Source organism: Pseudorhodoferax sp. Leaf267 (assembly GCF_001422405.1).
Classification (GTDB): Bacteria; Pseudomonadota; Gammaproteobacteria; order Burkholderiales; family Burkholderiaceae_C; genus Pseudorhodoferax.
In genome coordinates, this window is the sequence record NZ_LMMV01000012.1 from 73766 (window position 1) to 94316 (window position 20551).

Below are 20551 nucleotides of genomic sequence, written 5' to 3' on the forward strand. Positions count from 1 at the left end.
ATCGCGCTCACGCGCCACGGCAGGGGCGCTCACAGGCGGGCCGGCAGGGTCTCCAGCAGTTCGGCGGCGCGGTCCAGGTCGAACATCGCCAGGGCCGATTCCACCTGCGCGGCCTGCGCGGCCAGGCCCAGGCCGCGGAGCAGGTGCAACAGCTCAGGCAGCGTGGCGTCCGGATGGTCGCCGCTGCGCAGCGCGTGGATGGCCTGGCGCACCGACTCGGGCAGGGCCAGCGGCGCGGCGGCCCGGTCGAGCCGGTGCGGCCGTGGCTCCGGCTCCGCGGCCACGGCCTGCAGTGGGGCGGCCGCTGGCCGCAGCGCCTGCGCCGGCTGTGCATGGGCGGCGGGCGCCAGCGGCACGAGCACGCGGAAGCTGCTGCCCACGCCCGGTGTGCTCTGCACGCCCAGGCTGCCGCCCATGTGCCGCACCAGTTGCTGCGCGATCGTGATGCCCAGGCCCACGCCGCCGTAGCGCCGGCTCATCGACGGGTCGGCCTGCGTGAAGGCTTCGAAGATGCAGTCCTGCCGGTCGGGGGCGATGCCGATGCCGGTGTCGTGCACGGCCAGCAGCAGGCGGCCGTCCTGCGTCCCCAGCTGCAGGCGCACCGAGCCGCGCTCGGTGAACTTGACGGCGTTGTCCAGCAGCTTGTCCAGCACCTGGCGCAGGCGCGGCGCGTCGCCATGGAACCACTGCGGCAGCGACCGGTCGATGTCCAGCTGCAGCGCCAGGCCCCTTCTGTCCGCCAGCGGCCGCAGCGTCTGCACGGCATCGTGCGCCAACTCGTGCAGCGAGAAATCGCCGGCAGCCAGCGTCAACTGGCCGCGTTCGAGCTTGGCCATGTCCAGCACGTCGTTGACCAGCTTGAGCAAGGCCCGCGCGGCCTGGCGCACCTTGTAGACATGCTCGCGCTGCAACGCGTCCAGCGAAGTCTTCAGCACGATCTCGGAAAAGCCGATGATCGCGTTCAGCGGCGTGCGCACTTCGTGGCCCATGTTGGCCAGGAACAGGGTTTTGGACGCCGCCGCTTCCTCGGCCTGCTCCTTGGCATCGCGCAGCGCGATTTCCATGGCCTTGCGCTCGCTGATGTCGATGATCACGCCGTCCAGCCACACCACTTCGCCACTGGCGTTGCGCACGGCATTGCCCTGCTCCCAGGCCCAGAACTGCCGCCCGTCGCGGTGCACGGCGCGGTACTCCAGCGTGTAGCCCTGGCCCTGGGCGATCGTGTCCTGGATGCGCCGGTGCACCATGGCCTGGTCCTCCGCATGGATGAACTCGCGCAACAGCGTGGCCGAGGCCTGGTAGTCCGCCGGCCGCCAGCCCGACAGCTGCTCGATCACGTCGCTGATGAAGATCACGGTCCAGTTCTCGTCCGGCGTGCAACGGTAGGCCGCGCCGCGGATGCTGGCGATCAGCGAGCTGTACAGGTGCTCGCGCTCGTACAGCTGGTGCTCCAGCGCCTTGCGCTCGTCGATGCTCAGGAACGCGCCTTCGATGAAGACCCGGCCATCGTGCGTGCGGCGCAGGTCGCTGTGGCCGTGCACCCAGAAGCAGCGGCCGTCGCGGTGCAGCACCCGGCATTCGAAGCGCAGGCCAGTGCCCTCGCCGAGCGCCTGCCGCAGGCGGCCGCGCAGCGCATCCAGGTCCTCGGGGTGGACGATGTCGTCCAGCAGCTTGCCCTGTGCCGTGAACGCCTCGGCCGGCCAGCCGCACAGCTGCTCGATGGCGTCGCCGACGAACAGCACCGGGCCACCGACCCTGGCCTCGCAGCGGTAGGGCACGAGCGGCGATTTGTGCACTGCCGTGGCCAGCAGCTCGTGCCGGTCCTGCAGCTGCCTGAACTGGGCCCGCAGCGTGCTGGCCTCTTCGCGCGCACGGCGCAGGCGGCTGCGCTGGCTCCACCACAACCACGTGGTGACCAGCAATGCCGCAGCGATCAGCAGCGCGCCCCACAGCACAGCAGGGGCAAGCGCCGACCACTGCACAAGCGTGTCGGGCGACAAGGGCATGGGCAACCGGGGCGCTCGCTTAGGCGCAGCTGACGCTAATGGCGACCTGTATTGGTACGGAACACTATACAAATCCAGCAGTCTGGAAGCGAGGCGTATTTTTTGCGCGAAGCGATAAATATTTCACGTTTTGGACGCGCCCGCCGGCCGTCGCGCTGCGCGGGCGACGCCTTGCGCGATGGCGCCATCGGTCTCCGTCTATTGCTCTTGGGCGCCGTGGGTCACGGGCTGGGCCGCATGGTGGGCGGTGCCTCCATGCGCATCCAATGAAATTGAGGACTGGCTTCATGCCGTCCCGGTTGAGTATTCGCAGAGCGGTCAGCGCGCCTTGACGCCGGCCCCGCGCACTTCGATGCGAACCTGGTCCAGCACCGCGCCGCGCGCATCGACCAGCTGCAGCTGGTGCCGGCCCGGCCAGGGCAGCCAGGCGAGTTCTGCGCCCCGGCCCAGCGGCTTTCCGTCCAGGCGCCAGCGCGCGTCCGCCCCCTGCGCGCGCAGGCGCAGGCGCTGGTGGGTGGGCGGGATGTCCGGGTCCAGCGCCACGATGCTGCCGTCGACCGGCGCCAGGATGCGCGGGGTGGCGGCCCTGTCGGCGGCCTTGGCGGCCAGCGCGAACAGCGGCTGCGCGGTGCCGGCCAGGAACCATTCGCTGCGCGCGGCCTCCAGGTCGTCGCCGAAGCGCACGGCGGTTTGCTGCAGGCCGGGCGGCGCAGCCGGCGCGCGGCTGGGCTGCTGGCGGTGCAGGTGGTGCATGAGCGCGGCCCAGACCGGCGCTGCGCCGCTGGTGCCGCTCACATCGTGCATGGGCGCGCCGCCCGCGTTGCCGACCCACACGCCCACCGTGTAGCGCTGCGACCAGCCCACGGCCCAGTTGTCGCGCATGTCCTTGCTGGTGCCGGTTTTCACGGCTGTCCAGATGCGCGTGGCCAGCACGCTGTCGGTGCCGAACGTGGGCGCGCGCGCGTTGGGGTCGGACAGGATGTCGCCGACGATGAAGGCGGCGCGCGGGTCGATGCCGGGGGTGCCGATGGGCGGCTGGGCGCCGGTGCGCAGTGTGGTCGCGCCGTAGCGGCCTCCGTTGGCCAGCGTGCGGTAGGCGTTCGTCAGCGCCAGCAGCGAGACCTCGGCGCTGCCCAGCGCCAGGCTGAAGCCATAGTGGTCGCCGGCCCTGGCCAGCGGCAGGCCCAGCGCGCCCAGCTGGCGCGCGAACGCATCGGGCGAGACCATGACGAGTGTGCGCACGGCCGGCACGTTCAGCGAGGCCGCCAGCGCCGTGCGCACCGAGACCGGGCCCTTGAAGCGCCGGTCGTAGTTCTGCGGGATGTACAGGCCGCTGGCCGTGGGGATGTGGGTGGGTGCGTCGTCCAGCAGCGAGGCAGCGGTCAGGCGCCGCTCGGCGATGGCCTGGGCGTACAGGAAGGGCTTGAGCGTGGAGCCGGGCTGGCGCTGCGCCAGCACGCCATCGACCTCGGCCGCGCGGCTCAGTGCGCCGGACGAGCCGACCCAGGCGAGCACCTCGCCGCTGGCGTTGTCGAGCACGACGAGCGCGCCGTCTTCGACGTGGCGGCCATGCAGCTCGCGCAGGTGCTGCGACAGTGTCTGCACGGCGAAGCGCTGCAGGCCGGCGTCCAGGCTGCTGGTGACGCTCGGGCCGCCGGCGCCCTCCTTCAGCACCTGGCGCGCGGCATGCGGCGCGATGCCTTCGCTGGGTGCATGGGCGCGGCGCTGCAACGCGCCCAGCGTGAACAGCTCCAGGCCCTGGCAGTCACGCGCTTCGGTGCTGGCGCGCAGCACCTCGCAGGCCCGGCGCGCGACGACGCCGGGCGCCGCGTTCGGCCCGCGCACGAGCGCCGCGGCGACGGCCGCTTCGCGCGCATCCAGCCCATGCGCGGCCTTGCCGAACAGCGTGCGCGACAGCGCATCCAGCCCCACGATCTCGCCGCGGAACGGCACCAGGTTCAGGTAGGCCTCCAGGATCTGGTCCTTGCGCCAGTGGCGCTCCAGCCGCTGCGCGGCCACGGCCTGGCCCAGCTTCTGCGTGACCGTGCGCCCGCCCGGGCCCTGGCGCCAGTCCTCGTCCAGCAGGCCGGCCAGCTGCATGGTCAGCGTGGACGCGCCGCGCGTCCTGCTGTTCCACAGGTTGGCCCAGGCCGCAGCCGACACGGCGCGCCAGTCCACGCCGCTGTGCTGCCAGAACAGCCGGTCCTCGCTCATGACCATGGCCGTGCGCAGGGCGGGGGAGATGTCGGCCAGCGGCACCCAGGGGCCGCGGCGCACGGTGGCGTCTGTCCGCACGCGCTGCAGCAGCTCGCCGTCGCGCGCCAATACCAGGGTGTCGGAGGGGCGGTGGTCGGCGCGGACTTCGTGGTAGGTAGGCAGGGCGGCGGCGTGGGTGGAGGTCGCGCTGAGCACGATCACGACGTGAATCAGTCGCTGCCGAACATCCATCAGGCGTACCCGGCCTCTTGTTTGACGTCGCATCAGATGGTAGATAGCATGAGGCATACCATGCTCCTCGGGAGATCGACCATGCAACAGACAGCCAAGGTATTTGTGACCGGCCGCAGCCAGGCGGTGCGCTTGCCACGTGAGTTTCGGTTTGCGGAATCCGAAGTGTTCATTCGCCGCGACCCGTTGACGGGCGATGTCGTCCTGTCACGCAAGCCGGCGGATTGGCAGGGATTTCTGGATGCCGTCGCGCAGACGCCGGATGTGGACGACTTCCTCGCTGAACGCACGCAGACGCGCACACAGCGGGATCCTTTCGAGGGCTGGGCTGAATGAGCGCCATTCCCTCGGGCGGGTTGTACCTGTTGGACACCAACATCGTCAGCCATGTCATTCGAGCAAAGGACGCCAGCCTGCTGACTCGCCTTGGGCAGACGCCGATAGGCAGGGTCGCCATCTCCAGCGTGAGCTTGGCAGAACTGGAATACGGCTGGCAGCGCGTCGGGCGCCCGCAAGGGCTGCGCCGTCGCATCGACGAGTTCTTGCTGCGGGCCGACGTGCTGGTGTGGAACGACGGCGTTGCGAGGTGCTATGGCGAGGTCCGTGCCGCGTGGGAGGCACGGGGCGTGAGCCTCGCGGATCTGGACATGATGATCGCGGCGCACGCTGTGGCAACAGCCTCCGTTCTGGTGAGCCGAGACCGGGCCTTTCGACATGTGCCGGATCGACTGACCGTAGAGATTTGGTAGCGCGCCTTCAGAGGGCCCACGCCCCAACCTTCCAGAAGATGCAGCAGTTTTCACCATGTTTTGCGCCATCTCCAGATCACGATGAAAAGCGTCGAGGAACAACGCACTTCCTACCGCGCCTCCACCTTCACACGCGCATTCGGCAGCGCCCCGAACATCTCCGGCGCATACAAGGCCTCGACCCGCGTCGGCGGCAGCGCGAAGTCGCCCACGTTGTTGAGCCGCAGCGTGTAGACGGCCTTCATCGTGCCGCGTGGCAGGAAGTCGTAGTAGCCCCGGTAGGCCTCGAAGCTGCGTTCCTCGAACGCCGGCCAGCCGGCCGCGCCCTGGCGCTCGCCCTGGGTGGCGATGGCCGAGTCGCGGCCCAGGCCGCTGCCCAGGATGGTGGCGCCGCCGGGGATGGGGTCGCTCAGCACCACCCAGGTCATGTCGCTCGCGGCCGTGACTTCCAGCGTGACGCGCAGCACGTCGCCACGGCTGTACCTGCCCGCGACGGCCTGCTCGACGGGGGTGATGGTCTTGGCGATGCGGTACCCCGCGTCGAACGGCGCTTTCAGCGGCACGGCCGCCAGCGATTGCAGCGTGAGCCAGGGCTTGCCCGTGCCCTGCTGCGCCACCTCCACCGTGCCCATGCCGCCCGTGGGCCAGGGCAGGAAGGCGGTGTTGCCGCGCAGGGCGCCCGGCGCGGCTGGCGCGCCGAAGCCACCGGCCTGGTGCGGCGCGCCGCTGGCGTCCGTGCTCTGCACGCGCTCGACCTTGGCCCAGTCCACGCTGGCCGCGGCATCGCCCAGGCGCGCAGTCGTGACGCCCGCAACCGGCGTGGTTTCGAACTTCGCGGAGAACTTCTCCAGCGCCAGCCCGCCCCACAAGTTGGCCGTGGTGGTCTGCCAGGCGCCGCGTTGCTGGCGCGCGATGAAGCCGGCCGCCAGGCGGCCCATGTCGTCCTTCCACGCGGCGTCGTCCATCACGGCCAGCAGCAGGCGCGCGGCGTTCACGTCGCCGTTGACCATGAGCCACCACCACTGGTCGTCGCGCTCGGTGCTGAAGACCATCTTGGTGCCGCTGGTCGCGATGCGCGCGCGCAGCACCTGCTGGGCCTCGGCCAGCCGCTGCTCGCGCTGCGGCGCGTCGGCCACGCGCTTGAGGACGCTGAGCCAGTCGATCACGGCATGCGTGGGCCATTGGTTGGGCGCGACGGTGATGCTGGCCAGCATGCGGCCCTGGGCCCGGCCGCTACGCGACAGGGCTTCGAGCGCGGCCAGCTTGCGCACGTCGAGGTCGGCGCGCGGGCTCCAGAACTCGCGCTGCAAACGGCCTTCGACGAAGGCGACCAGGCCGTTCTCCATCTGCGTGCGCAAGGCCTCGGGCAGGGCGAAGGCCGGCTGCAGCGTTGAAGCTTCATGCGTGGCCGCCAGCAGGTAGGCCGTCAGCGTGTCGCTGCCGCGGTTGGCGCTGCCGTCTCGCGGTGGGAAGTAGTGCGCCAGGCCATCGCCGTCCAGATAGGTCGGCATCTGCGCGACCACGCCCTGCCAGCGCTTGGCATCGCGCAGGCCGATGGCCTTGCTGGTCTGCTGCTCCAGGCAGGAGTACGGGTAGTTGGCGAACCAGTCGCGCACGCCCGGCAGGCCTTCGGCCAGGCGCGGCTGCAGCGCGAGCTGCAGGCCGCCGCGTGCGCGGCCTTCGTTCGCCAGCGCGTCGGCCGGGGGCTGCACGGGCAGGCTGAACGGGCCGTCGAGCTGCACCAGCGTGGCCTGCTGCACGGTTAGCGGCACGGCGGGCAGGATGCGCTGGCTGGCCTTGAGCGCATCGCGGGCGCCGCTCGCCTGGTCCTTGGCCTCGATCTCCCACAGGATGGCCTCGGCGCGCGTCTGCGCGAGCTGCGCCGGGGCTGTCACGTCCCAGACCACTTCACGCGCTTCGCCGGCGGGAATGTCCACGGTCTGCGCGGGCAGCGTCAGCAGCGTGGCGCGTGGCGCCACGTCCACCTTCATGGCCTTGGTTGTCGTGTTGCGCAGGGTCAGCTGCGCGCGAAACTTGTCGTCCTCGCGCACCAGCGGCGGCAGGCCGCTGATGATCTGCAGGTCCTGCGTGGTGCGGATGCTGGCCTGGCCGGTGCCGAACAAGGCCGTGCCCGCATCGGCCACGGCGACGATCTTGAAGGTGGTCAGCGCGTCGTTGAGCGGCACGGTTACCACGGCTTGGCCGTTCGCATCCAGCACCACGCGCGGGTTCCACAGCAGCAGCGTGTCCAGCAGCTCGCGCGTCGCGCCGCGGCCACCGCCGCCGCCGGCCGGCACGGCTTTGCGGCCATAGTGCCGGCGGCCGATGATTTCCATCTGCGCCGTGGACGTCTCCACGCCCCAGGCGCGGCGCTGCAGCATGGCGGCAAGCAGGTTCCAGCTGTCGTTGGGCATCAGCTCCAGCAGCGCCTGGTCCACGGCGGCCAGCGCCACCTCGGCGTTGGCAGCGGGCTTGCCGTCGGGCAACGTGGCCTGGATCGTCACGCGGGCCTGGCCGCGCACCTGGTAGGTGGGCTGGTCGGCCGCGACCTTCACGTCGATCTGGTGCGCGCGCGTGCCCACGCGCAGCTCGGCCACGCCCAGGCGGAACGCGGGCTTGGACAGATCGACCAACGCGCTCGGCGCCACGTACTCGCGGCCCTCATGCCAGAACGCCGTCCACCACTCGCGCGGCGCCTTGTAGCCCCAGGTGAACAGCGAATACCAGGGCACCTCGCGCAGCCGGCCGCGCAGCACGAGCGCGCTCACGTAGACGTTCGGCCCCCAGCCTTCCTCGATCTTGAGTTCCAGCGTCGGGTCCTGCCCGTTCAGCTGCACCACGCGGTGCGACAGCACGCCTTCGCGCTCCACCGTGACCAGCGCGGTCGCGTAGCGGAACGGCATGCGCAGCTGCAGCCTGGCGGTCTCGCCCGGCGCATAGTCCTTCTTCTCGGGCAAGAGGTCGATGCGGTCGTGGTTCTCACCGCCGAACCACAGCTCGCCCTGGCGCGTGACGTAGACCGAGCTGGCCGCCTGCACGGCGAGGCCGGCGGCGTCCTTGGCCGTCACGACCAACTCGACCTCGCCGGCCTCGGCGAGTTTGGCCTCGCACAGCAGCAGGCCGCGCGCGTCGCTCTTGCCGCTGCACACGCTGCCCAGGTCCTTGCCCTCGCTCTTGTTGTCGTAGGTGTAGAAGCCGCCGACCATGCGCTTGCGGCTGGTGGTCACGATGCGCGCGATGGCCGTCACCTCCAGCGCCACGCCGGCCTGCGGCTTGCCGGCCAGGTCGAGCGCCAGCGCCTGGAAGCGGATCTTCTGCGCGCTGGAGACCCAGCCCTCGGTCTTGATGCCGGCTACCACGCCGGCCGGCCACACGGTGGCGGTGCTACGCAGCGTCTGCACCTCGCCGTTCGGGTCGGCGTAGGTCGCCTCCAGCAGCAGCTCCTGCGCGCGCGGCGCGGCGGGGATCTTGTCGATGGTCAGCTTGCCGGCGCCGCTGGCGTCCAGGTTCAGCGCCAGCTTGTCGGCGATGACGCGCGGGCCGCTCGTGGCCTCGGGCTCTTCCTCGTCTTCGTTCGAAGGGTTGGCGGCGCGGTCACGCGGCGGCGTGAAGCTGAACGCGTCGAAGCCGTCGAAGTGCAGCGCGCGGTCGCGCAGCAAGGCCGACACGCGCACCGGCAGGTTGGCCGCGCCGCCGCCCGACACATAGTTCACCTGCACGTTCGTCGGCACGCTTTCGGGCTTGACCAGCGGCCTGGCGTCTGCCGGCGCGATGCGGCCCTCCAGCACCGGCAGGCGGAATTCCTCGACGCGGAACTGGCCGGACGGCAGGCTGCGCGCGTCTCGTTCGCCGCCCTGCAGCAGCGCCACCTCGTAGGCGCCCAGCTTGGCAGCCGGCGGCAGCGCGAACTGGCTCTCGGCGCTCTGGCCGCCGGTGGCGGTCTTGCGCCAGGCCAGCGGCTGCGTGAACTGCTGGCCGCTGCCCACGTGCGTGATCTGCAGCCGCGTGGGGAACTGCTCGGGCAGGGCCAGGCCCTTGGCCGTCTCGGTGCGCAGCAGGTGCTTCATCGCCACCGTCTCGCCGGCGCGCAGCAGCGTGCGGTCGAAGATGGTGTGGGCGCGCAGGTCGGGGTTCGGATCCTGGCTGGTGGGCACGTCGAAGCGCCAGGGCTCGATGCCACGGTTCCAGTCGCTGAACGTGAAGGCCATGTCGTCCACGCCTTTCGCGTCGCGCGCGCGGGCCGTGACGAACCAGGATGGCGCGGTGTAGTCGTCGTCCCGGTCGTTGCAGGCGGGCGGCTGGGGCGACAGGCCGGCCAGCTGCACCACGCCCTGCGCGTCGGTCGTGCCGCTGGCCACCGGCTTGCCACGGCAGTCCGACACGGCCACGCGCGCGCCGGCCACGGGCTGGCCCTTGTCCAGCGTGGTCACCCAGGCGAGCGCGTTCTCGCGGCCCAGCTTGAAATGCACGCCCAAATTGGTCACCAGGGCCGAGCTGCGCACGACCATGGTCCGCTGCGGGCCGTAGCGCTCGTCCAGCAGCGCGGCGCCCAGGCGTTTGGAGCTGATCTCCAGCACGTGGAAGCCGGGCGTGAGCGGGATGCCCACCACCTCGAACAAGCGCGGGTCGGAGGTCGCGGGCTTGGGCAGGTCCATCGCCCGCACGCCGGCCTGGCCGGCCAGCAACGACAGCATGCGCGTCTGCACCCACTCGCGCTGATCGCTGTCGACGATGCGCGGCAGCGGTGTCGTGAGTTCGGCCGCGGCGCGCTTGCGCAGCACGGTGGCGTTGTCATAGCGCTGCAGTTTGCGGAACCAGGCCAGGATCTCGGCGTCGCTCTCGGGCCGCAGGTTGGCCACGCGCGCATCGGCCGCGATCGCCTTGGCGGCCAGCGGCAGTTGCGCTTCGACGTTGCGCAGCGTCACGGGCAGCATGGGCGGGCTGTCGGGCTCGGCGAAGCGCTCGACGATGCCGAAGGGCGCGGCGGCGAACTTGGCCAGCGGCGGCATCGCGCCCGTGGCCACCTGCAGCGGGTAGCTGTCGGCATTGGCCAGTGCGCGGCCGGCGTCGTCCTTGAAGTTGGCTGGCAGCACGATGCTGTGGTTGGCGCTCTCGGCAAACGGCGGGGCGAACTGCACGCCGGTGACCTGGGCGTCCTTGTCCTGCGCCTCGAACGTGGGCGCGACGGACTGGCTGCCCGTCTTGAGCCGTATCGCCTCGGCCAGCGCGCGCGGCACGGGCGCGTTGAACTGCAGCCGCAGCGGCCGGATCGGCAGGCAGGCCGCGTTCGCGTTCTCGCGCTCGCACGAGAAGCTGGCCGTGAACGGCTCGCGCACCTTGAAGTTGAAGCGCTTCTCCACGTTGTTGGCGATGCCGCTGGGCGTGGCCACGCCGGTGCCGAACACCAGCTGCACCTCGGCCGATGGCGGCAGGCGACGGTTGCAGGCCAGCGTCTGCACGGCCAGCGGTGCCTTGGCGGCTTCCTCGTCCAGGCGCCGGGCTTTTAGCAGCGCGGCGCGCTCGGCGCCCTCGACCAGCTTCACCGGCACGCGCTCGCCCAGTCCCTCGACCTGGCACCACACGTTGGCCTGCACGCTCGCCAGCGTGGCCGGGCCGTTGAGCCGCAGCACGAAATACTGCTCTTCGTCGATGGCGCCGCCATAGGGCCGGGTGTTGCGCACGAAAGGCCCGCCGGTGTTGAACGCAAAGCTGGTGTGCCCGGTGAGCGCCTGGTTCTGCGGCGACTGGAAGCCGGGGGCGGCGGCGATCGTGCAGCGCACGCCGGGCGGCAGGTCGTCCTGGAACTGCCAGACCCACTCGCGCGCGCTGTTCCAGCGGCCCGTGCCGCGGCCGGCGGCGTTGTCGCTGCAGCTGACGGTGGCGGGCGGCTTGGCGGCCGCATCGCCGGAGCGCACGGCGTCGGCATCGAAGCGCAGCACGACCTGGCGCACCTGGGCGACCTCGCCTTGCGGCGAGGCGTTGGTGATCTGCAGGGCCTGGGCGGCACTGGCCGCCGTGAGGGCCAGGACGGCGGTAAGAAAAAAAGAGGGGAAGGCCACGCGGGAGTCCTTTGCTGGACCCCGCAGGTTAGCCGACGCCGGGCGGCTCAGCCGGTCGTGCGCTTGCGCCCGCGCGCCTTCGCGGCCGGCTGGGCTTCACGCGCATCCGAGCTCGCCGCGATCAGCTGGTCGAGCATGATGTCCTGGTCGGTGCTGAGCTTGTGCGGGAACACGGGCACGATGGTGACGACCTGGTCGCCGCGCGCGCCGCGCCGCTCCTTCGGAAAGCCCTGGCCCTGCAGCAGATAGGTCTGCAGGTCGCGGTTCAATTGCAGCGTCTGCGCGCCGGCCAGCGTGGGCACCTGCACGGTGCGGTTGGCGATCCAGGCGAAGCCGTTCACGCGCACCTCGCAGCGCACCGTGCCGTCGTCGTGCAGCTGGAACAGCGCATGCGGCGCGATCTGCACCTGGATCTCCAGGTCGGCCGGGGCGCTGCCGGCGCGGGCGCGCCGCGCGTCCACGTGCAGCAGGTCGCCATCGCGCACGCCATGCGGGATGCGCACCTGCACCTCGTAGCTGACCTCGCACTTGCAGGCGCCATCGCAGGTGGGGCAGGTGCGCCGCGCGATGCCGCCGCCCAGGCAGGCTTCGCACTCGATGCGCACGCTGGGCCAGCCGAACCAGGCGGAGCGCTGCTGGATGGCGCCGGAGCCGCCGCAGCTGGCGCAGTTGCCGCCCAGCACCTGGTGGCCCGCGCCGTCGCAGGTGGTGCAGGTCTCGGTGAGCTTGCCGCGCACCGGCTTGATGCAGCCGGCAGCGGCCTCCTCCAGCGTCAGCTTGATCTTGCGGCGGATCGGCGGGCGCTGCGGGCCCGGGTCGGCCGCTGGCGGGGCGGCCGGCTCGGGTTCGGGCGCCACCGGCTCGGCCATGGCCTCTGGCTGCTGCCGTGCGCGGCGGATGGCTTCGAAGGCCTGGTTGATGCGCTGCACCTTGGCGACTGCGGCAGCGCTGGCGTTGCGGTCGGGGTGCCATTGCGACACCAGGCGCCGCCAGGCGGCCTTGACTTCTTGTTCGCTCGCATCGACGGGCAGGCCCAGTTCGGCAAAAGCGTGGTCGGTGATCAAAAAGGCGCTCCCTCGTGGCCAGCCACGCCGTGCAAGATGGCATCTCGTCGAGCGCCGGGCTGTGGGGCCAGATGGTAGTCGAAGCCTCCTTCGCCAAGCTGACGGCGAGCGCCCCTGGCCTGCGGCGCCGGCGGTGCGGCGGGAGGGGAATTGGGGTGGATTCCAGCGCTTTTTCAGCGCATCGCGCCGCGAGGTTGGCGGGCCTAATCACGGCTCGTTACATCAAGCAACATTCAGGGAACCTCCGATGCGAACCACAGCCGCACCGCTCAGCACCACACCGCCGGCCATCACCCGGGGCCAGCTCATCCGCGAACTCGCCGTCTTCGCCACGCCGCGCAACACGAGCGGCCTGCTGCTGCTGGCGCGCGACATGGCGCTGTACTGGGGCCTTTGGGCCGCCGTGCTGTTCGCGCCCGTGCTGGGCTTGAAGATCCTGGCCAGCGTGCTGCTGGGCGTGCGGCTCACGTCCATGTACACGCTGGCGCACGACGCCGCGCACCGCACGCTGTGCGCGAACGCCCGCCTGAACTGGGTCTGCGCGCTGCTGCTGGGCACGCCCTCGCTGCAGAACTACCGCATGTGGACGCATGACCACAACCACCTGCACCACCCGCTGACCAACGGCGAGCAGTACGACTTCTTCCGGCCGTACGCCAAGGCCGAATTCGACGCACTGCCCTGGCACGGCCGCCTGATGGAGCGCGTCTACCGCTCCTCGGGCATCGCCGGCCCGTTCCTGTACTGGACGCTGCGCTGGATCCCCACGCGCGTGTGGCCCAACGGCCGCACGCCAGTGGCGCACCGCGGCACGTCGATGCGCTACTCGGCGCTGCTGTTCAGCTTCCACGCCGGCATGGTGTCCTTCCTCGCGCTCGTGGCACCGCAGATCGCGCCGATCCAGGCCGGCACTGCCGTGCTGCTGGGCTGGGCCGTGCCGCTGGTCACGCATTTCTGGATCAGTAGCGTGACGCTGTACCTCATGCACACGCACCCCAACATCCCGTGGTTCAAGGGCGACTTCAAGCGCACCGGCGACTTCGCGCCCGAGCTGTGCTCCACCGTGCTGACCACGCCCGACTGGTTCAGCAAGATGGTCAACAACGTCTACTGCCACGCCGCCCACCATGCGCACCACGGCATTCCGAGCTACATGCTGCTGCCGGCGCAAAAGCGCATGAACGAACTGCTGGGCAACCGCCTGGTGGTGGAGCCGCTGTCGCTGTTCAAGGCCATGCGCACGATGAAGGCCTGCAAGCTGTACGACTTCGAGCGCCACCAGTGGCAGGACTTCGCGGGCCGCCCCACGGCCCGGCCCATCAACCTGTCGGCGCGCAATGCCACGCCCGAGCCGACCAGCGCGGCCCAGCCGCGCCGGCCCGCGCGCGGCGCCGTCACGGCGTAACAGGCTGCCCGCACCCGGCGGGCTTGTACACCCGCGTGGCCGAGGGCGGGAACTTGGCCAGCTTGCCAGCCGGGCGCCGCGGCCGCGCCACCAGTTCGCCGCCGCAGTTGGGGCACAGGCCGGCCAGGCGCTGGCTGGCGCAGTCCTCGCAGAAGGTGCATTCGAAGCTGCAGATGCGCGCCTCTGGGCTGTCCGGTGGCAGGTCGCGGTTGCAGCATTCGCAGCCGGGGCGCAGTTCGAGCATGTCGGTTCCTCAGGATCAGGTGGCGCGCAGGCAGACCACCAGGCCGGCGATCGGCTGGCGCTGGTCTTCGCGCAGGATGGTCGGCTGCAGATGCTCCACGCGCAGGCCGTGGGCCTCAGCCAGCGTGCGCAGATAGGGCTCGGCATGCGCGTAGCGCAGGCTGGGCCGCAGCACGAAGCCCGCGCCATCGTGCGATTCCACCGAGAACGCGAACACGCCGCCTGGCTCCAACACGCGCTGCACGCCGGCGAACACCGGCGCCAGGTCGCCCACGTAGATGAACACATCGGTCGCCACGACCAGGCCGTGGCGGCGCGGCGTGTTGCGCAGGTGCTCGGCGATGTCGGCCTGCACCAGCGCGTCGTAGCAGTGCCGCGCCTCGGCCCGCGCCAGCATCGTGGGCGACAGGTCCACGCCTTCCAGGTGGGCCGCCAGCGGGCGCAGCAGCGGGCCGCACAGGCCGGTGCCGCAGCCCAGGTCCAGCGCGGACGCGAGCGGCGCCGCGCACAAGGGCGCGGCGGCCTGCACCACCGCCTCGTGCGCGCGGTAGTGCAGCACGTCCAGCAGATGCGGCTCGAAGTCGTCGGCATAGTGGTCGAACAGGCCACGCACATAGGCGTCGGGCGCGGCCGCTGGCGCATCGCGACCGTCCAGCGCGGCCAGGAAGTAAGCGTTGAGTGCCGCATCGGCCCCCGCCGCGATGGCGCGCTCGAAAGCGTGGCGTGCGGCCTCGCGCTGGCCGGCGTCCTTGTGCAGCTGGCCCAGCAGGCTCCAGGCTTCGCCCAACGCCTGATCGAGCGTGACCGCACGCTGGTAGGCCGGCAAGGCTTCGGCATGGCGCTCCAGCGACTGCAGCGTCTGGCCCTGCAGCTGCCAGGCCGGGGCCAGGCCGGGGTGCTGCGCCAGCAGCGTCTGCAGCGCGGCCAGTGCCGCGTCGTGGCGGCGCAGGCGGTTCAGGCTCAGCGCCTGCTGGAAGCGCGCCGCCGCATGGCCGGCGTCCACGGCCAGCGCGCGCTCGAAGCTGGCCAGCGCCTGTGCCTCGCGTTCCAGCGCGGCCAGCGCCAGGCCGCGGTGGCACCAGGTGTCGGGCTGGTCGGGCTCGGCGGCCACGGCCTCGTCCAGCGGCGCCAGCGCATCGGCCGGCCGGCCCAGGCGCAGCCGTGCCACGCCCAGGTTCACCAGCACCGAGGGCCGGCCCGGCGCCAGTTGCAGCGCAGCCTCGAACTGGGTCTCGGCCGCGTCGGCGCGGTCCGATTCGAGCAGCTCCACCCCCTGCAGGAACAGGGCGCGGGCGCGGGCGAGGGCATCGGCAGGCTGGTTCATGGCGGCGCAGCATACCTGCCGCGCCTTGCGCCGGGCGGCCGACCCGCGCGAGGCCGGCATGCAGCGACGCGCCAGCCAGCCTGGGCAGCCCTGCTATCTGCCTCGGACCATGGCCAGGATCTTGCCGGCGTCCAGTGTGCGTGCCTTTTCCTGCATGGCGGGCAGGTAGCGGCCCTGCAGGCCCTGGCCTTCCTGCACCACGCTGGCGTAGGTGTCCTTGAGCATCTGCGTGGACAGCGTGCGGCCGCCTGCGTAGTAGCGCTTGGCCACATGCCCCAGCGCATAGGTGGAAGCGAAGCTCATGCCAGAGCTCACGGCCTGCTTGCCCACGCCGCCCAGCATGCCGCCACCGATGCGGCCCAGCAGGCCTCCCAGCAGCTTGCGCCCGGCCTGTTCCAGGTATTGCGACGTGAGGCCCACGCCGGCCGTGGCCAGGAAGTCCTTCACATGGCCGCTGTCCAGCTCGTAGCCGTGCGCCTTGCCGATGCCGTAGACCAGCTTCATCTGCAGCGGGATGATCGCCATGGTGGACAGGCTTTCGGGCAACAGCTCCAGCGCGCCGTTCAGGATCGCCGCGTTCAGGATGGTCTTGTCCAGCGCCGCATCGTCCACCGCGGGCCGGCCCGGGGCGGTGGCTGCCGGCAGCTCGGTGCCGAACGCAGCCGCGCCGCCCACCGCCATGGGTGCAGCAGCCATGGCCTCGGCCTGCTCGACGAAGCGGTCGGCGGTGGCGGGCTGCAGCCCCAGGGCGGTCTTGGCCTCGTCGAGGAAACGTTGCTCGGCCTGCGAATGCACGCCATCGGCATCGCACACGCACACGGCCATCTCGTAGGCCAGGAGGCGCGCATCGGGCGTCGTCAGCGCGCTGGCGACGTCGGCCAGTGTGACGCGCTTCATGAGCACGTCCTGGTACAGCGAGGGCAGATTCACGCCATCGGCATGCGACAGGTTGTCGGCAATGCGCTTGATCTCGGTGCGCTCGCGGTCGTGCTTGTCCCCGTCCGCGAATGCGGCCAGCAAGGAGAGGGACACGATGGCCCGGGTTTCGTTGGAAGACATGGGTTTCCTTGGGGAACATGGCGGCGCGCCATCGCAGCGCGCCCAGCACGAAAGATTACGTCAGGCCGCCTTCAGCGCGCTCAAGGCCTTGGCGACTGGATGGTGATCCACCGGGCGCACCAGGCGCTCGACCTCCCGCCCGTCTTGCAGAAACACCAGCGTGGGCCACAGCTTCACGCCGAAGGATCGGCCCAGCGGGCGGCCTCGGCCGTCGGCGATCTTCAGGTGCGTGACCTCGGGCTGCTCTTGGAGCGCACGCTCGATGGCCGGCTGCGCGGCGCGGCAAAAACCGCAGAACGCGTCACCGAATTCCAGCAGCACGGGGCCGCGCATGGCATCCACCTCGCTGCGGCTGGGCTCCGCGCTGGTGTAGGGCTTGGAGGACATGCGGCTTCTCAGCGTTCAGGCGGCGTCTCGTCGTCCTGCACACGCTCTGCGGCGGCCCTGCGCTCGGCGCCCTTGTGCGACTTGTCGGCCTCGCCGGAGGATTCCCACACCGCGTCGGTGATGGCCTTGCCGAGCGATTCGAGCGCGTTGTCCTTGTGCTGCGGTGCGCCGGTCGGCGGGGTCTGGGTGTCGGTGGCGCCGGCATGGGGCTTGGTGGTCATGTCGTTCTCCTGTTCTGGGTGTGGCGCGATGATCGGGCGGCGCGGTCCCGCCTGCAAGCCGCGCCGCCCGCAAGCCGCTGTCAGGCGGCTCCTACGCCTCAGCCGATGCGCACCGGCACGAAGATCTTGTCCTCGCCGCGCTGGATCAGCAGCGCCACCGACTTGCTGGACTTGGCCACGGCCGCGCGCACCTGCTCCACGCTGCTCACCGGCGTGCCGTTCACGGCCAGCAGCACATCGCCGGACTCCACGCCCGCGCGGGCCGCCGGGCCGGCCACGTCCTGCACCACGACACCGGCCGTGCCGGCTGCCTGCTGCTCGTTCGGTGCCAGCGGGCGCAGCGACAGGCCCAGCTTGCCCTGGGCGACTTCCTCCCCCTTGCTCGCCGCCGTCGTGGCCGGGCCCTTGGCACCGCCCAGCTTGGCGTTGATCTCGCGCGGGGCGCCCTGGCGCCAGACGTCCAGCCGCACCGTGTCGCCCGGCGCCGACAGGCCGATGGCGGCCGGCAGGTCGCCCGAGGACACGATGGGCTTGCCGTCCAGGCTGCGGATCACGTCGCCAGGCTGCAGGCCGGCCTGGTCGGCCGGGCCGCCCTTGTCCACGCTGGAGACCAGCGCACCTTCGGGCTTGTCCAGCTTGAAGGAGTCGGCCAGCGTCTGGTTCACCTCCTGCACGGCCACGCCCAGGCGCGCATGCTCCACCTTGCCGTGCGCCACGATCTGGTCCTTGATGCGGCCGGCCAGGTCGATCGGGATCGCGAACGACACGCCCTGGTAGCCACCCGTGCGGCTGTAGATCTGCGAGTTGATGCCCACCACCTCGCCGCGCGTGTTGAACAGCGGCCCGCCCGAGTTGCCGGGGTTCACGGCCACGTCGGTCTGGATGAAGGACACCGAGCTGTCGTCGGGCAGCGAGCGGCCCTTGGCGCTCACGACGCCGGCCGTCACCGTGTTCTCGAAGCCGAAGGGCGAGCCGATGGCCAGCACCCATTCGCCCACGCGCAGGTCCTCCGTGCGGCCGATCTTGACCACGGGCAGGTTCTTCGCCTCGATCTTGAGCACCGCGATGTCGGTCTTCGGGTCCTGGCCCAGCACCTTGGCCACGTATTCGCGGCGGTCGGTCAGCTTGACCGTGACCTCCTTGGCGCCGCGCACCACATGGGCGTTGGTCAGCACGATGCCGTCGGCGCTCACGATGAAGCCCGAGCCCTGGCCGCGCACGACCGGTGCCTCGCGCGGCACGCTGCGGCCCTGGCCCTGCCCGGGCTGCTGGAAGCGGCGGAAGAACTCGAAGAACGGGTCGTTGCCGAACGGGTCTTCGCGCTGGCCGCGCTGCGCCGTGCGCTCGTCTTGATCTGCGTCATCTCGCGTGCCGGTCACGCTGATGTTCACGACCGCCGGGCCGTACTGCGTGGTGATCTGCGAGAAGTCGGGCAGGCCCATGGGCGCCGCCGTGGCGGCCATGGCGATGGGCGCGGCGGCCTGCACGTGGTTGGACTGCACCAGCGAGACACCGGCACCGCCGATGACGCCCGCGGTGGCCAGCGCCAACACCAGGCGGACTTTCTTCACGGATTGGCGACCTAATGGGGTGTTCATGGCAGGCTTCCTTCGTTTGCGGTTGGGATGTCCGAAATAGTGCCTCGCCAGACTTAGACAGGACTTAAACGGAACGTTGCAAAAGCGCCGTGCCTGTCATAACTGCCAGTTGCCACTGCATGCCGCCGGCTGGTGCAATCGAAGCCGCCAGTGGGAGCAGCCTTTTTCACAGCCCCTTGCATTGCCCAAGGGCAGGACATGAACGAACAAGATCTACTGGAATTCGTCGACGACGCCGAGTCCACCCCCCCCGCAGACCATCGCGACCTCGCCCCGTGGCGAATCCTCGTCGTGGAGGACGACGCCGACGTGCACGAGAGCACCCGCTTCGGCCTGCGCGGCATGGAGATCGAGGGCCGGCCACTGCAATTGCTGCATGCCTATTCCGGCGCCCAGGCGCTGGGCCTGTTGGGCCGCGAAACCGACATCGCGGTGATCCTGCTCGACGTGGTGATGGAGACCGAAGAGGCCGGCCTGCAGACCGTGGAGCGCATCCGCGGCGAACTGGGGCTGGCGCATGTGCGCATCGTGCTGCGTACCGGCCAGCCCGGCCACGCGCCCGAGATCGAGACCATTCGGCGCTACGACATCAACGACTACAAGTCCAAGAGCGAATTGACGCGTGTCAAGCTCTACACGGCGCTCACCGCCTCGATCCGTTCCTACGACCAGCTGCTGCGGCTGGACAGCAGCCGCCGCGGGCTGGAGAAGATCATCGAGGCCAGCCACCACTTCCTGGCCGAGCAGGGCCTGCACGCCTTCGCCGGGCGCGTGATCACGCAGATCGCCAGCCTGGTCGGCGTGCAGCCCGACGGCCTGGTCTGCGCGTCGCGCCCGTCCGCCCGCGGCGACACGGCGGACTGCACCGTGATCGCCGCCGCAGGGTCGTTCGCGGCCCTGATGGGCGGCGGCATCGGCGACATCGGCGACCCGGTGGTGGCCGCCAGCGTGCAGCGCGCACTGGGCGAGCGCCGCAACCTCATCGAGGCCGGCCACCTGACGCTGTTCTTCGCGGGCCACGACGGCCACGACTTCGCCGCGTTCGTGCACATGCCCAGGCCGCTGCGTTCCGTCGATGCGCGGCTGCTGCAGGTGCTCTGCACCAACATCGCGCTGAGCGCGTCCAACATCGACCTGCTGGTGCGGCTGCGCGAGTACGCATTCATGGACCGCCTGCTCGGCCTGCCGAACCGCGTCGCGCTGATCCAGCACATCGAGCAGGCGCTGGCCGCGCACGCAGCCGGCGGCCACGTGCTTGCGCTGCTGGACATCGACCAGTTCGCCGAGACCAACGACATGTTCGGCCATGTCTATGGCGACATGCTGCTGGCTGCCATCGCGCGCCGCCTGGGCGACCACCTGCCGGCGGCCTGCCTGCTGGCGCGTGTGGCCGGCGACACCTTCGCCGTCTGGGGCTCGGCCGGCGTGGTCGAGCCGGTGCGCCTGGCAGCCCTGCTGGAGCAGCCGTTCGAGGTCGATGGCGTGAAGCGGCCCGTGTCGCTGTCCATGGGCCTGGCGCGCTGCGATGCCGGCGTGGGATCGGCACAGGAGCTCTACAAGAACGCGGCCATCGCGCTCAAGCAGGCCAAGGGCGGCGGCCAGGGCGGCGCGCAGTACTACACGGCCGAGGTCGGCTCGGCCACGCGCGAGCGCACACGGCTGCTGCACGGCCTGCAGCAGGCTTTCGTCCGCGACAGGCTGTTCGTGGTCTACCAGCCGCAGCTGGCGCTGGGCACGGGCCGTGCGGTCGGTGCCGAGGCGCTGCTGCGCTGGCGCACCGACGAGGGCCGGTTCGTCCCGCCGGCCCAGTTCATTCCGGTGGCCGAGCAGTCCGGCCTGATCGTGCCGATCGGCCACTGGGTGCTGCGCACCGCGCTGCTTGCCGCCGCGGGGCTGCGCGCGGCTGGCACACCGCTGCGCGTGGCGGTCAACGTCTCGCCGCTGCAGTTCGCGCAGCCGCAGTTCCTGGCCGAGGTCGACCAGGCGCT

Annotated in this window: 13 protein-coding genes and 1 pseudogene; 4 read left to right on the forward strand and 10 right to left on the reverse strand. The window is 70.9% G+C overall.

Annotated elements, in window-relative coordinates:
• Positions 1-29: 29 nt before the first annotated feature.
• Positions 30-2006: a PAS domain-containing protein gene (locus ASF43_RS12295; RefSeq protein WP_156373295.1), complete on the reverse strand. Its 1977-nt coding sequence runs from the start codon at positions 2004-2006 to the stop codon at positions 30-32.
• 318 nt (positions 2007-2324) lie between these two features.
• Positions 2325-4454 (reverse strand): penicillin-binding protein 1C, encoded by a 2130-nt coding sequence (gene pbpC / locus ASF43_RS12300; protein WP_056181121.1) that lies wholly within the window; start codon positions 4452-4454, stop codon positions 2325-2327.
• 81 nt (positions 4455-4535) lie between these two features.
• Here pbpC and ASF43_RS12305 point away from each other — a divergent pair, with 81 nt between their 5' ends.
• Both ASF43_RS12305 and ASF43_RS12310 read left to right on the forward strand, forming a co-directional pair.
• Positions 4536-4790, forward strand: coding sequence for an antitoxin (locus ASF43_RS12305; RefSeq protein WP_056183335.1), 255 nt, complete (start codon positions 4536-4538; stop codon positions 4788-4790).
• Positions 4787-5203, forward strand: coding sequence for a type II toxin-antitoxin system VapC family toxin (locus tag ASF43_RS12310; RefSeq protein WP_056181124.1), 417 nt, complete (start codon positions 4787-4789; stop codon positions 5201-5203). Before ASF43_RS12305 ends, ASF43_RS12310 begins: the two co-directional genes overlap by 4 nt.
• Positions 5204-5313: 110 nt before the next feature.
• On the opposite strand, the gene ASF43_RS12315 is transcribed toward ASF43_RS12310, so the two are convergent.
• Positions 5314-11262: an alpha-2-macroglobulin gene (locus ASF43_RS12315; RefSeq protein ID WP_056181128.1), complete on the reverse strand. Its 5949-nt coding sequence runs from the start codon at positions 11260-11262 to the stop codon at positions 5314-5316.
• Positions 11263-11309: 47 nt separating this feature from the next.
• Positions 11310-12326, reverse strand: a complete 1017-nt coding sequence (locus ASF43_RS12320; protein WP_056181131.1) for a DnaJ C-terminal domain-containing protein — start codon at positions 12324-12326, stop codon at positions 11310-11312.
• A 247-nt stretch (positions 12327-12573) separates the two neighbouring features.
• On the opposite strand from ASF43_RS12320, the gene ASF43_RS12325 reads away from it, so the two are divergent.
• Complete coding sequence (locus ASF43_RS12325; protein WP_056181134.1) at positions 12574-13731, forward strand: fatty acid desaturase; 1158 nt, start codon at positions 12574-12576, stop codon at positions 13729-13731.
• Here the strand turns inward: ASF43_RS12325 and ASF43_RS12330 are convergent.
• The 6 genes from ASF43_RS12330 to ASF43_RS12355 all read right to left on the reverse strand — a co-directional run bounded on the left by ASF43_RS12330 (position 13721) and on the right by ASF43_RS12355 (position 18563).
• Complete coding sequence (locus ASF43_RS12330) at positions 13721-13975, reverse strand: DUF1272 domain-containing protein (protein WP_056181137.1); 255 nt, start codon at positions 13973-13975, stop codon at positions 13721-13723. The genes ASF43_RS12325 and ASF43_RS12330 overlap by 11 nt on opposite strands.
• 15 nt (positions 13976-13990) lie before the next feature.
• Complete coding sequence (locus ASF43_RS12335; RefSeq protein ID WP_056181140.1) at positions 13991-15298, reverse strand: tetratricopeptide repeat protein; 1308 nt, start codon at positions 15296-15298, stop codon at positions 13991-13993.
• A 93-nt stretch (positions 15299-15391) separates the two neighbouring features.
• A complete protein-coding gene (locus ASF43_RS12340; RefSeq protein ID WP_056181142.1) occupies positions 15392-16357 on the reverse strand; it encodes a YcjF family protein in 966 nt (321 codons plus the stop codon).
• A gap of 60 nt (positions 16358-16417) precedes the next feature.
• Positions 16418-16744: a thioredoxin family protein gene (locus ASF43_RS12345; RefSeq protein ID WP_056181145.1), complete on the reverse strand. Its 327-nt coding sequence runs from the start codon at positions 16742-16744 to the stop codon at positions 16418-16420.
• A gap of 8 nt (positions 16745-16752) precedes the next feature.
• Complete coding sequence (locus ASF43_RS12350; RefSeq protein ID WP_056181149.1) at positions 16753-16965, reverse strand: hypothetical protein; 213 nt, start codon at positions 16963-16965, stop codon at positions 16753-16755.
• A 98-nt stretch (positions 16966-17063) separates the two neighbouring features.
• The gene (locus tag ASF43_RS12355) at positions 17064-18563 is read right to left on the reverse strand and encodes a DegQ family serine endoprotease (RefSeq protein ID WP_056181152.1); all 1500 of its coding nucleotides are present in this window, start codon (positions 18561-18563) and stop codon (positions 17064-17066) included.
• Between the two features lie 453 nt (positions 18564-19016).
• On the opposite strand from ASF43_RS12355, the pseudogene ASF43_RS31705 reads away from it, so the two are divergent.
• Positions 19017-20523: pseudogene (locus tag ASF43_RS31705) on the forward strand (DUF3369 domain-containing protein); the annotation flags it as partial.
• Between the last annotated feature and the right edge of the window lie 28 nt (positions 20524-20551).

Coding starts and splice junctions, on each gene's coding strand:
- ASF43_RS12295 (WP_156373295.1), bottom strand. CDS start 2,006: ATGCCCTTGTCGCCCGACACGCTTGTGCAGTGGTCGGCGCTTGCCCCT.
- pbpC (WP_056181121.1), bottom strand. CDS start 4,454: ATGGATGTTCGGCAGCGACTGATTCACGTCGTGATCGTGCTCAGCGCG.
- ASF43_RS12305 (WP_056183335.1), top strand. CDS start 4,536: ATGCAACAGACAGCCAAGGTATTTGTGACCGGCCGCAGCCAGGCGGTG.
- ASF43_RS12310 (WP_056181124.1), top strand. CDS start 4,787: ATGAGCGCCATTCCCTCGGGCGGGTTGTACCTGTTGGACACCAACATC.
- ASF43_RS12325 (WP_056181134.1), top strand. CDS start 12,574: ATGCGAACCACAGCCGCACCGCTCAGCACCACACCGCCGGCCATCACC.
- ASF43_RS12330 (WP_056181137.1), bottom strand. CDS start 13,975: ATGCTCGAACTGCGCCCCGGCTGCGAATGCTGCAACCGCGACCTGCCA.
- ASF43_RS12335 (WP_056181140.1), bottom strand. CDS start 15,298: ATGAACCAGCCTGCCGATGCCCTCGCCCGCGCCCGCGCCCTGTTCCTG.
- ASF43_RS12340 (WP_056181142.1), bottom strand. CDS start 16,357: ATGTCTTCCAACGAAACCCGGGCCATCGTGTCCCTCTCCTTGCTGGCC.
- ASF43_RS12345 (WP_056181145.1), bottom strand. CDS start 16,744: ATGTCCTCCAAGCCCTACACCAGCGCGGAGCCCAGCCGCAGCGAGGTG.
- ASF43_RS12350 (WP_056181149.1), bottom strand. CDS start 16,965: ATGACCACCAAGCCCCATGCCGGCGCCACCGACACCCAGACCCCGCCG.
- ASF43_RS12355 (WP_056181152.1), bottom strand. CDS start 18,563: ATGAACACCCCATTAGGTCGCCAATCCGTGAAGAAAGTCCGCCTGGTG.